Source organism: Kineococcus lubricus, assembly GCF_050871965.1.
In the GTDB taxonomy this organism is placed as follows: domain Bacteria; phylum Actinomycetota; class Actinomycetes; order Actinomycetales; family Kineococcaceae; genus Kineococcus.
In genome coordinates this window covers 241,542-253,102 of sequence record NZ_JBJLSK010000002.1, presented here as the reverse complement: position 1 = coordinate 253,102, position 11,561 = coordinate 241,542, and the positions used below count along the sequence as shown (strand labels likewise).

The window sequence follows — 11,561 nt, the reverse complement described above, 5'->3', positions numbered from 1 at the left end:
CCGGTCCGGTCAAGGTCTTCACACGCGGTGACGACCCACCTCCTGTGCGGAACGTCGGGCGGGTCCTGTCCACGGGAGTGCTGACCCTCCTCCTCGCCGCGCCCGTCACGGCCGCCCACGCCGAGCCGACCGCGCCCACGAGCCGGGCGCTCGCCGCGCAGGCCGACGCGCTGCGCACCCGCGTGGCGGACCTGCGGGTGCAGCAGTCGGTGGCGACGGAGGCCTACGACACCGCCGTCGAGGAGGCCGCCGCGGCCGTCACCGACGAGGTCCGCGCGCAGACCGCGCTGGACGCCGCCACGGGCACCAGCGGCCGGGCCACCTCGGCCGCGACCCGTCGCGTCCGGGCGCTGTACATGGCGGGCCCCTCGCTCCCGGCGGGGCTGGGCGTCCTGGCCGCGGGCCGCCTCGACCAGGCCGCGGCGGCGGCCCGCGACGCCTCCCTCGCCACCGCCGTCGTCACCCGGGACGCGGCCACCGTCACGCGGGCCGCGGACGCCCGGGCCGCCGCGGACGCCGCCGCCGCGCGGCTGCGGGAGGTCCGCGCGCGGAAGTCGGCCGCCCAGGACGCCGCCGAGCAGGCCCGGACGGAGGTCACGGCGGCCCTGGCCGAGCAGGAGCACCTGCTGGAGGGCGCCGACTCCGCCGTGCGGCAGGCCGTCGCCCGCGAGGAGGAGGACGCCCGGCGAGCGGCGCTGGCGGCCGCCGCGGCGCGGGCCGCGGCCGCGGGGGTGGCCGACGCCGCCACCGCGGACGCCACGGTCGCCGACGCCGCGTCCGGCACCGCGCAGGCCGCCATCGCCGCGGCCCGCACCCGCACGGGCCTGCCCTACGCGTGGGGCGCCACGGGCCCGTCGACGTTCGACTGCTCGGGGCTGACCCAGTGGGCGTACCGGCAGGCCGGCACGTCCGTCCCCCGGACCTCCCGGCAGCAGTACGCGGCGCTGCCGAAGGTGCCGCTGGACCGGTTGCAGCCCGGTGACCTGGTCTTCTACGCCTCCGGCGACGACCCCTCGACCATCCACCACGTCGCGCTGTACCTCGGTGGCGGCCGGGTCCTGCACGCCCCGCACACCGGTGACGTGGTGCGCGAGGCGGGTGTCGCGATGGACGGGCTCTACGGCGCGGTCCGGCCCACCTAGTCCTCGCCGCCTAGTCCTGGCAGGCCAGGACCCCCAGCGCGAGGCTCGCGACGTCCTCGACGACCGCGGCCTGCCAGTCGGGGACGTGCTCGGCGGCCACCGCCCGCCACGTCGCCCCGGCGAAGCTGCCGGCCACCGCCCCCACGGCGCCCGCGAGCGCCGGGACGAGCACCGACGTCCCGGCGCGGCGGGCCAGCGCCACCCCGCCGCCGAAACCGCTCGCGGCGCGCGCCGGCAGTGCGGGCCCGTCGAGCCGGCTCGGGGTGGTCGGCCGCTTGTCCGCGTACAGCTCGACGCCGAGCCCGGCCAGGGCCAGCACCTTCGCCGGGGTGGACGTGCCGGTGAGGGCGGGCCCGGCGAACCCGACGCTGCTGCGTCCGCCGGCGGCGACGCCGAGCAGCGCCGACCGCGCCACCAGACCGGCGGCCACCGGGGCGCGGGGCGTGTCGTCGGGGTCGGTCAGGCGCAGCGTGGCGTGCGCGGCGAGGCCGAACGCCAGGTGGGGCACGGCGTCGGCGGTCCAGTCCTCGGCGGTCCAGTCCCGCAGGTCGGTGACGCCGAGGGCGTGGGCGGGCAGGTCGGTGGCGGCCATCGCGGCGGCGCCGGTGACGACACCGCCGACGACGGGCGGGAACCGCAGCCCCGCGGCGCGGGCGAGGCCGACGAGCGCGCCGACGCCCAGCCCGGCGACGGTGCCGGTCAGGGCCCCCAGGGCGGTGCGCCGGTCCTGCCCGTCGACGCGGACCCCGACCCGGTCGGCGAGGGCCTGCGCGGTGTCGGCGGGCATCGAGCCGGCGTCCCGCCCGCGCCAGGCCACGTCCGCGTGGGTCACGGCGTTCAGCACGGCCGTCCCGACGGCACCGGCCGCCAGGCCACCCAGGAGTCCTCGTCGCGCGGAGGTCGTCACGTGGCCATCCTGCGCGCGGTGATCGTCCCGCGCGCGTCGGACGGTCACGCGCGGTGAGCGCCCTAGCATGGGGGCGACACGCAGGCGCGCGAACACGACTTCGGGGGGTTGGTCTGGACGGGGCAGGCCGCAGCACGGGTGAGCAGCTCGTCGCCGACCGGTACGTCCTCGACCGTGAGGTGTCCGTGGCCCGCGGTGACGACGCGGGCCCGACGGGGCCGAGGGACTACGCCGGCCGCGACCTCACGCTGGACCGGCCGGTGCGGGTGCGGGTGCTGGAGGCGTCCGACCCGCGCGCCGAGGAGTTCCTGGACGCCGCGCGGCGCGCGGCGATGCTCAGCGACCCCCGCATCCCGCGCATCCTGGACGCCGGGACCGACGCGCCGGACGGGGTTCCCGCGACGGTGTACGTCGTGGAGGAGGCCGTGGTCGGGGCGTCGCTGACGGAGCTGCTGCGGTCCGGGCCGCTGCGGCCCCCCGCGATCCGGGCCCTCGTCGGGGAGGTCGCGACCGCGCTGGACGTCGCCGCCCGCCGCGGGCTGCACCACACCCGCCTGACGCCCGACGACGTCCTGCTCGGGCCCGACGGTCTCGTCCGGGTCCGCGGCGTCGGCGTGGAGGCGGCCCTGGACCCCGACCCGCCGGCGGTCTCCCCGGCCCGCGCGGCGACGCTGGCCAACCGCGCCGACGCCGTCGCCCTGGTGGCGCTGGTGTACGCCGGTCTGGTGGCGCGCTGGCCGGAGCTGGAGGGCCTGGCGCCCCACCCGGGGCTGCCACCGGCCCCGGCCGCCGAGGGGCGTCCGCTGCCGCCCAAGGACGTCCGCCCCGACGTGCCCAACGACCTCGACACGCTGTGCGTCGTGACGTTCGGCCCGCACGAGGACGGCCCGCGCGACCCCGCCGAGCTGGCCCTGCAGCTGGCGCCCTGGTCGATGGACGCGTGGGACGAGACGGTGCGGCGGATGCGCGGGGAGGCCGCCACGGCCGCCGTGCGCGGCCGGCTGAAGAACCGCGACGAGGTCGTGCCGGAGTCCGAGCCACCGGTCCCCTTCACGCGCCCGCACTCCACGGCCCGGCCCCCGCGGGACGACTCGCGCTTCGTCCTGGCCCTCGTGGGCGGGGTCGTCGTGGTGGGTCTGGTGCTGGCGCTGTGGCAGTTGAGCCGGATCGACGTGCCGAGCGTCCCGGGCACGGCGGGGCCGACGCCGTCGGCGACCGCGTCCGCTCCCGCGACGGCGGCCGCACCGGCCCCCACCTCGGTCCCGGCCCCGCCCGCGACGCCCGTCGCGCTGCCGGTCACCGCGATCTCGGTGCTGGACCCGCAGGGCGACGGCGGGGAGTCGTCCGAGACGGCCCCGCGGGCGGTCGACGGGGACCCGGGCACGGCCTGGGACAGCCAGCGGTACAACTCCGCGACGTTCGGCGGGCTGAAGGAGGGCATCGGGCTGCTCCTGGACCTCGGGGCCCCGGCCGACGTCACCGCGGTGGCGCTGACCAGCGGCGGCGACGGCGGGGCGATGCGGTTGCTGGCCGCTCCCGGGGCCACCCCGGACGGGTGGCAGTCGGTCGCGTCGGCCCCGGCCGGGGGTCAGCAGACGCTCACCCCGGCCCAGCCGGTGCGGGCGCGGTACCTCGCGGTGTGGTTCGACCAGCTGCCCACGACCGAGGGGGTCTTCCGGGCGTCGGTCGCCGCGATCGCCGTCACCGGGACGCCGGTCACGTGACCGGGTCGGGCGCGCCCGGCACCGACCCCCGTTCGGACGCCGAGCTCGTCGCCGCGCACGTCGCGGGCGACCCGGAGGCGTTCGGCGAGGTCGTGCGCCGGCACCGGGACCGGCTGTGGGCGGTGGCGCTGCGCACCGCGGGCGACCGCGAGGAGGCCGCCGACGCCGTGCAGGACGCCCTCGTCTCGGCGTTGCGCGCCGCGGACCGGTTCCGCGGCGACTCCGCGGTGACGACGTGGCTGCACCGGATCGTCGTCAACGCCTGCCTGGACCGGGCCCGGCGCCGGGCCGTGCGCCCGACGCGGCCGCTGGAGGAGGAGGTCGGGCCCGGTGAGGACGGCCTGCGGACCGGGGCCGCGCTCGCCGTGGTCGACGACGCGACCCCGCACGTCGAGGCGCAGCTGGACGTGACGGCCGCGCTCGCGCGGTTGCCCGAGGCCCAGCGCGCCGCCCTGGTGCTCGTCGACATGTACGACGTCCCGGTCAGCGAGGCCGCCGCGGTCCTGGGGGTCGCGGTCGGCACCGTGAAGTCGCGGTGCTCACGCGGTCGGGTGGCCCTGGCCGCGCTCCTGGGGCCGGCGGGGAACCCGTGAGCGGCGGGCCGCGTCGTAGTCCCGGTCGTACTGGAAGGAGGCGGGTTCTCGGTGAGTGAGTTCGACGACGAGGAGCTCGACGCGCGGGAGCGTCACGTGCGTGACCTGCTGCGCGGGGCCGCCGACGTCGGGCCGATGCCCGCCGACGTGGTCGCGCGGCTGGACGCCGCGCTCGCCGCCGCCCGGGACGGGGACCGCCCCGCCGCCTCGCCGGTGGCGTCGCTGTCGGCCCGGCGGCGCTGGTCGCAGCGCCTGCCCCGGCTGGTGGCCGCCGCGGCGGCGGCCGTCGTGGTGGGCGGGGGTGCCCTGCACCTCGCCCTGGACGACGGGCTGTCGTCCTCGTCGTCGAGCTCGGCCGGTGGCGGGGCCGCCGACTCCGCGGCGGGGGCGCTCGAGGTGACCGAGGCGGTGCCCCCGGCGACGCGGGTCCTGCTCAGCGGCACCGACTACACCGACGTCGCCGCGGTCCAGGACCTGGGCGAGGACTCCCTGGCGTCGGACGCGAGCGGCGACGCGAGCACCGACGGGGGCGCCGCGGACGACGCGACCCCCGGGACGGGCACGGACGACGGCAAGCCGACGCTGCTCAACGCCCCGCAGTCGGGGCCGGAGTCGGAGCAGTCCGCGACGAGCGACCCCTCGCAGCTGCCCAACGCCGAGCGTGCGCTGGCCTGCACCCGCGCCCTGGGCGTCGACCCGACCACGGTGAAGGTCGTGGAGATCGCGAACTGGCGGTCGCAGCCGGCGGCGTTCGTCGTGCACACGACCCCCGACGGCGCGCAGGTCGTGGTGGTCGCCCTCGGCTGCAGCCCCGGCGACGAGGCCCTCAGCACGGTGCCCGTCCCGTAGGGCTCCTGACCCCCGGCCCGGGAACAGCGGACCCCTACGATCGGTTGAGCAGTCAGCAACGCGACGAGCCCCGAACGGCGGGGCCCGGCACCGATCCAGGGAAGCAGGTCCGCACAGGTGAGCCAGTCGACGAGCGAGGTCCGCGACGTCATCGTGGTGGGTTCGGGCCCGGCCGGGTACACCGCCGCGCTCTACGCCGCCCGCGCGGAGCTGCGGCCGCTGGTGTTCGAGGGGTCGGTGACGGCCGGCGGTGCGTTGATGAACACCACCGAGGTCGAGAACTTCCCCGGCTTCCCCGAGGGCATCATGGGGCCGGACCTCATGGACAACATGCGCTCGCAGGCGGAGCGGTTCGGCGCTGAGCTCATCACCGACGACGTCGTGGACGTCCGGCTCGAGGGGGACGTCAAGGAGGTCACCACCGGCGGTGGGCAGACCTACCGCGCCCACGCGGTGATCCTGGCCCTGGGGTCGGCCTACCGGGAGCTGGGCCTGCCCGACGAGAAGCGGCTGTCCGGTCGTGGCGTCAGCTGGTGCGCCACCTGCGACGGCTTCTTCTTCCGCGAGCAGGACATCGTCGTGGTCGGCGGCGGCGACTCCGCGGTCGAGGAGGCGACGTTCCTGACGCGCTTCGCCCGGTCGGTGACGATCGTCCACCGCCGCGACGAGCTGCGCGCCTCGCGCATCATGGCCAAGCGGGCCCAGGACAACGAGAAGATCTCGTTCGCCTGGAACTCCGAGGTCGTCGCCATCAAGGGCGAGGACAAGGTGGAGGGCCTGACCCTGCGCGACACCGTGACCGGGGAGACCCGCGACATCGCGGCGACGGCGCTGTTCATCGCCGTGGGCCACGAACCGCGCACCGACCTCGTGAAGGGGCAGGTCGACCTGGACGAGAACGGTTTCGTCCTCGTCGAGGGCCGCACCACCCGCACGAACGTCCCCGGCGTGTTCGCCGCCGGTGACGTCGTCGACCACACGTACATGCAGGCCATCACCGCTGCCGGCATGGGCTGCTCCGCCGCGCTGGACGCCGAGAGGTTCCTCGCGGCCCGCGCCGACACCGCGTTCGACGAGCAGCCGTCGCGCGAGGAGACCGACCCCGCCGTGGCGACGGCCGACACCGTCGACCGTCCCCAGATCCGCTGAGAACCGGAGGAGATCCCGTGAGCCAGAACACCACCGCCGTCACCGACGACAGCTTCGACGTCGACGTCCTGCAGTCCGACAAGCCCGTCCTCGTCGACTTCTGGGCCCCCTGGTGCGGCCCGTGCCGTCAGGTCGCCCCCATCCTCGAGGAGATCGCCGCCGAGCACGGCGAGAAGATCACCGTGGTGAAGGTGAACACGGACGAGAACCCGCGCATCGCCGCGAAGTACGGCGTGACGTCGATCCCGACGCTCAACGTCTACTCCGGTGGCGAGGTCGTGAAGTCCATCATCGGTGCGCGTCCCAAGCCCGCGCTGCTGAAGGAGCTCGCCGAGTTCGTCGGCTGACACCGACCGCTCCAGGACGGCCGGTACCCCTTCGGGGGTACCGGCCGTTCCACGTGGAACGTCTCGCGCTCAGGTGGGAGCGACGCCGGTGAGCGTGGGGACACGCACGCTGCCGAGGAGCCGTTCCAGGGCGGCTTCGACGTCCTCGCGCCAGCTCAGCGCACTCTTCAGCTCCAGCCGCAGCCGCGGGTAGCGGTGGTGCGGGCGGACGACGGTGAACCCCACCGACTCCAGCAGGTGCGCGGGCAGGACGCACGGGTCGTTGCTGTCGTGCGCGGAGTCGGTGTTGCCGTCCCCGCCGACGGCGGCGGGGCCACCGCCGTACGCCTCCACGGCCTTCAGGCCGCGCTGGGTGAGGTCCTTCGCCGCCCCCTGCAGGAGCATCCGGGCCAGCCCCTCCCCCCGGAACGCCGGCTCGATCCACCCCGTGGTCAGCATGGCCGCATCGCCGCTGATGGGGGCGGTCGGGAACTGGCTCTGCTGCGGGACGTAGACCGGCGGTGCGTACATGACGAAGCCCGCGGGCTGCTCGTCGACGTAGACGAGCCGGCCGCACGGCCCCCACTGGAGCAGGACCGTGGAGATCCAGGCTTCCTTCTCGAAGTCCGGGTAACCCGCCTCGGCGGCGCGCTGCGCAGCCGTGGCGTCGAGCTCCCAGAACACGCACTGACGTGACTGCTTCGGCAGGTCCGCCACGGTGTCCAGCGTCAACGGCGCCATCCGACGACCCACCAGGGCGGCCTCCCGTCCAGCACAGTGTTCGACGACTCCGCGGAGCGCGACGGGGACGGTGCCCGCGCCGTGCGTCGCCGCAGTCTAGGTGGCAGGTGATGACGCGCTCCACACCCGGAGCGACCATCTCACGAAGCTCGAGGGACCCGCCACGGGAGCGCCCGACGCGGCGACTGCGCCGCGCCAGGCACTCCCAGGGGTCAGTTCCCGGTCCCCAGGAGACGCAGGATGCGATCGAGGTCGTCGACCCCGGCGAAGTCGACCGTCAGACGGCCCCGGGTGCGTCCCATGCTGATCCGCACCCGCGTGTCGAGCCGGTCGGCGAGCGTGGTGGCCCGCTGCTCCAGCTCGGGCTGAGGTTCGGCCGGGTTCCGTCGGCGGGGGGTGTGGTCGGCATCCCCCAGCGCGATCATCTCCTCGACCGCGCGGACCGACAGCCCTTCCGCGACGACCCGCTGCGCCACCCGTTCCATGGCGGCGCCGTCCTCCAGGGACAGCAGCGCGCGAGCGTGGCCTGCGCTGAGGACACCGGCGGCCACCCGGCGCTGCACCAGCGGCGGGAGCTTCATGAGGCGCAGCGTGTTGCTGATCTGCGGCCGGGACCGCCCGATCCGCGACGCCAGTTCCTCGTGCGTGCACCCGAAGTCCTCCAGCAGCTGCTGGTAGGCGGCAGCCTCCTCCAACGGGTTCAGCTGACTGCGGTGCAGGTTCTCCAGCAGCGCGTCCCGCAGCAGGTCGTCGTCGGCCGTCTCCCGCACGATGGCCGGGATCGTGTCGAGCCCGGCCTCGGTCGTCGCGCGCCAGCGACGCTCCCCCATGACCAGTTCGAAGCGCGCCGTACCGTCCTCCGCCGGAGCGATCGGACGCACCACGATGGGCTGGAGCACCCCGATCTCGCGGACCGAGTGGACGAGCTCCGCCAGGTCGTCCTCGTCGAAGACGGTGCGCGGCTGGCGGGGGTTCGGCGTGATGGACGCGACGGGGATCTCCGCGAACCGCGCGCCCGGGACGTCCACGAGGCCGTCCGAGCCGGGGTCGGCGTCCACCAGGACGTCGATCGCGGGACGGTCCGGTCCCTCAGCCGCGTCGTCCTGGACATCCGGGAGGACGACCGCGAGGTCCCCGATCCGCTCCTCGCGGTCCGGGCTCTCGACGACTTCCTGCTCACCTGCCGCGACGTCGTCGTCGGTCGGCGTCGGGGTGGGGCGCTGGTCGAAGAAGAGGTCGACGGGCCGCGCGGCCGGGCGCATGGCCGGAGGGATGGTGGCCGTCCCCGTACCGGCCCGGTTCGTCGTGGTGGTCGTCGAGCCCCCGCTGGGGATCAGGGCACCGAGCCCTCGACCCAGACCACGTCGCTTGTCGCTCACGCTTCACCCTCCTTCGACGCGATCCCGCGTCGTGTCACCCGGCCATCCGTCCATCGCGCCCACGGGTCCGCCACGGCGGGCGGCGCACCGACGCCAGCATCCCCCGCCGGGACGAGCTCCTCGTGAACGCCACGCTGGGCCATTTCCCGCGCGGCTTCGAGGTAGGCGCGAGCCCCTGAGGACGACGGGTCGTAGGTCATGACCGTCTGGCCGTGGCTCGGGGCTTCCGAGATGCGCACTGACCGCGGCACGAGCGAACGCAGGACCTGCTCGCCGAAGTGGTGACGAACCTCCTCCACGACCTGCGCGGCCAGGCGGGTCCGCCCGTCGTACATGGTCAGGAGGATGGTCGTCACGGCGAGGTCCGGGTTCAGGTGCTCCTGGATCAGCTCGATGTTGGACAGCAACTGGCTCAACCCTTCGAGCGCGTAGTACTCGCACTGGATCGGGATGAGCACCTCAGGTGCCGCGACGAACGCGTTGATCGTCAGCAGCCCCAGGCTCGGCGGGCAGTCGATGAGGACGTAGTCGACGCGACGCTCGCCGGCCTGTTGGAGCGTCTTGAAGTACTTCGCCACTGCGCGCTGGAGGCGGGATTCGCGAGCCACCATCGAGACGAGTTCGATCTCGGCGCCGGCGAGGTCCACCGTGGCCGGCGCGCACCACAGGTCCGGCGCCTCGGCGCACTTCTGGATGACCTCGGCCAGTGGACGACCTTCCACCAGCACCTCGTACATCCCCGGCACGCCCGAGTGGTGGTCGATCCCCAGGGCGGTGGATGCGTTGCCCTGCGGGTCCAGGTCGAGCACCACGACCTTCAAGCCGGCCGCGGCCAGCGCAGACGCGAGGTTCACCGCGGTGGTGGTCTTGCCGACGCCACCCTTCTGGTTCGCGATCGTCATGATGCGCGTCTCGGTGGGAAGCGGAAAGCGCTCGACCACCTGAGGGGTCGACGTTTCACGTGGAACGAGGAGTTCCTCATCGACCGCGTCGATCAGGGTGGCGTCTTCCGAGGTGATCGACGGCTCACCGCGGGACCCGTCGTGCAGCTCCACCACGGGAGCGAGCGTTTCACGTGAAACGGTCAGGGATGCCGTCGGCGGTTCGTCGACCAGTGCATCAAGCGTGGTTTCACGTGGAACGACGGTGAGCACCGGCGCGGCGGATGTTTCACGTGAAACGGGGAGAGTGGCGGCTTCGGCGCGCTCCTCCGTTTCACGTGGAACCTCGGCGAGCGAGTGGGCGGCGAACCACCCCAGGTGCCCGTGGCCCCCAGAGGCAGGTCGTCCGAACCAGCCGAGCTGAGTCACGCTGTGCTTCCTTCCCTGGTCATCGACGCCGGCTTCGCGGCGCCCGACGCTTCTGAGTGGCGGGGGCAGCGGCAGACCGCAGTGGTCCGTGCCCACGGGCGACGCGGACCACCGTCGTGCCGGACTCCGCATCCGGTCCGACCTGCAGTACTTCCGGAGTCTCCGTGATGCCCATCTGCTCCAGTGTCGCCGCTGCGGCAGCGATCTCGTCGGAGGCACTCCGCCCCTTGATGGCGATCAGGTGTCCACCGGTGACCACGAGGGGCAGCGCCCACCCGTACAGCGTCGCCAGCGGTGCCACCGCACGGGCGGTGACCACGGACGCGGAGAACTCGCCCCGTACGTCCTCGGCGCGTCCCCGGGCGACGGCCACCTGATCACGCAGACCGAGCTCGGCGATGGCTTCCCGGAGGAAGGTGTAGCGACGCTCCAGAGGCTCCACGAGCCGCACCTGGACGTCCGGCCGGGCCAGCGCCAGCGGGATGCCGGGCAGCCCGGCCCCGGAGCCGATGTCGATGACGGAGGCGCCCTGGTCGATGACCTCGCCGAGGTAGGCGCAGTTCAGCAGGTGCCGGTCCCACAGGCGGGGAACTTCCCGTGGCCCGATCAGTCCGCGTTCGACGCCCGGCCCGGCCAGCAGGTCGCGGTAGACCCCGGCCCGCTCAGCTCGGGACCCGAAGACTCGGGCGATCTCTTCATGGGGCACCTCAGGGGCATCCCCGGGAACGACGAAGGGCGACGGTGTTTCACGTGGAACACCGTCGCCCTCAGGCACATCATCCGACACCCCGTCACCCTATCGGCCGGGGGCGGACGGTCAGCTCACTCGTTCGCAGCCTGGGGACCGGCCTCGTCAGCAGCCGCGACCGTGGGGAGGACGACCACGCGGCGGCGCGGTTCCTCACCCTCCGACTCGCTGTCCAGACCCGCCGCGGCGACGGCGTCGTGGACCACCTTGCGCTCGAAAGCAGGCATCGGGTCCAGGCGCTCGGCGGTGCCGCTGGCCTTGACGCGGGCGACCACCTCGTGGGCCAGGCGCACCAGGGCGCCGCGCTTGGTCGAGCGGTGGCCGGCGATGTCCAGCATCAGCCGCGTCCGGTCCCCGGTCTGCGCCTGCACGGCCAGCCGGGTCAGCTCCTGGAGCGCGTCCAGGACCTCCCCGTCCGAGCCCACGAGGCGCGTCAGGGCCGGCGTACCGGCTTCGTCGGCCACGATCGCGACCGAAGCGCGACCGTTCTCGATGTCGATGTCGATGTCACCGTCGAGGTCGGTGATGTCCAGCAGCTCCTCGAGGTAGTCGGCGGCGATGTCGCCTTCCTCCTCCAGTCGCGACTTCGTGCCCCCCTTGCGGCGGGGCTCCTCGGTCGGCGTCGCGTCGGGGCCCTCGGTGTCGACCGAGGTGGTCTCGACAGCGTCCGTCGTGTCGTTCACACGTCCTCCT

The 11,561-nt window shown here is 74.6% G+C and carries 12 protein-coding genes; 6 read left to right on the top strand and 6 right to left on the bottom strand.

The genetic code is table 11. From position 1 onward, the window contains the following. The first annotated feature begins 44 nt into the window (after window positions 1-44). Window positions 45-1,142 carry a C40 family peptidase gene (locus ACRYRX_RS02535; RefSeq protein ID WP_432510220.1) on the top strand — a complete coding sequence of 366 codons (1,098 nt, stop codon included), beginning with the start codon at window positions 45-47 and terminating at the stop codon, window positions 1,140-1,142. A gap of 10 nt (window positions 1,143-1,152) precedes the next feature. On the opposite strand, the gene ACRYRX_RS02530 is transcribed toward ACRYRX_RS02535, so the two are convergent. Then, entirely contained in the window at window positions 1,153-2,049 is an 897-nt protein-coding gene (locus ACRYRX_RS02530) for a hypothetical protein (RefSeq protein ID WP_432510219.1), read from the bottom strand. A gap of 185 nt (window positions 2,050-2,234) precedes the next feature. Here ACRYRX_RS02530 and ACRYRX_RS02525 point away from each other — a divergent pair, with 185 nt between their 5' ends. The 5 genes from ACRYRX_RS02525 to trxA all read left to right on the top strand — a co-directional run bounded on the left by ACRYRX_RS02525 (window position 2,235) and on the right by trxA (window position 6,711). Continuing rightward, the gene (locus tag ACRYRX_RS02525; protein WP_432510218.1) at window positions 2,235-3,773 is read left to right on the top strand and encodes a protein kinase family protein; all 1,539 of its coding nucleotides are present in this window, start codon (window positions 2,235-2,237) and stop codon (window positions 3,771-3,773) included. Further along, entirely contained in the window at window positions 3,770-4,366 is a 597-nt protein-coding gene (sigM, locus tag ACRYRX_RS02520) for an RNA polymerase sigma factor SigM (RefSeq protein ID WP_432510217.1), read from the top strand. The genes ACRYRX_RS02525 and sigM overlap by 4 nt, the downstream gene beginning before the upstream one ends. Window positions 4,367-4,417: 51 nt before the next feature. Further along, the gene (locus ACRYRX_RS02515; protein ID WP_432510216.1) at window positions 4,418-5,215 is read left to right on the top strand and encodes a hypothetical protein; all 798 of its coding nucleotides are present in this window, start codon (window positions 4,418-4,420) and stop codon (window positions 5,213-5,215) included. Window positions 5,216-5,332: 117 nt separating this feature from the next. Beyond that, on the top strand, window positions 5,333-6,364 hold the full coding sequence (gene trxB / locus ACRYRX_RS02510; protein ID WP_432510215.1) for a thioredoxin-disulfide reductase: 1,032 nt from the start codon (window positions 5,333-5,335) through the stop codon (window positions 6,362-6,364). Window positions 6,365-6,381: 17 nt separating this feature from the next. Next, on the top strand, window positions 6,382-6,711 hold the full coding sequence (gene trxA, locus ACRYRX_RS02505) for a thioredoxin (protein WP_432510214.1): 330 nt from the start codon (window positions 6,382-6,384) through the stop codon (window positions 6,709-6,711). Between the two features lie 69 nt (window positions 6,712-6,780). On the opposite strand, the gene ACRYRX_RS02500 is transcribed toward trxA, so the two are convergent. The 5 genes from ACRYRX_RS02500 to ACRYRX_RS02480 form a co-directional block, all read right to left on the bottom strand. Then, window positions 6,781-7,443 carry a GNAT family N-acetyltransferase gene (locus ACRYRX_RS02500; RefSeq protein WP_432510213.1) on the bottom strand — a complete coding sequence of 221 codons (663 nt, stop codon included), beginning with the start codon at window positions 7,441-7,443 and terminating at the stop codon, window positions 6,781-6,783. Between the two features lie 200 nt (window positions 7,444-7,643). Beyond that, complete coding sequence (locus tag ACRYRX_RS02495; protein ID WP_432510212.1) at window positions 7,644-8,810, bottom strand: ParB/RepB/Spo0J family partition protein; 1,167 nt, start codon at window positions 8,808-8,810, stop codon at window positions 7,644-7,646. Then, window positions 8,807-10,120, bottom strand: a complete 1,314-nt coding sequence (locus ACRYRX_RS02490) for a ParA family protein (protein WP_432510211.1) — start codon at window positions 10,118-10,120, stop codon at window positions 8,807-8,809. Before ACRYRX_RS02490 ends, ACRYRX_RS02495 begins: the two co-directional genes overlap by 4 nt. Window positions 10,121-10,139: 19 nt before the next feature. After that, the gene (rsmG, locus tag ACRYRX_RS02485; protein WP_432510255.1) at window positions 10,140-10,895 is read right to left on the bottom strand and encodes a 16S rRNA (guanine(527)-N(7))-methyltransferase RsmG; all 756 of its coding nucleotides are present in this window, start codon (window positions 10,893-10,895) and stop codon (window positions 10,140-10,142) included. A 47-nt stretch (window positions 10,896-10,942) separates the two neighbouring features. Further along, complete coding sequence (locus tag ACRYRX_RS02480) at window positions 10,943-11,551, bottom strand: Jag family protein (RefSeq protein ID WP_432510210.1); 609 nt, start codon at window positions 11,549-11,551, stop codon at window positions 10,943-10,945. Between the last annotated feature and the right edge of the window lie 10 nt (window positions 11,552-11,561).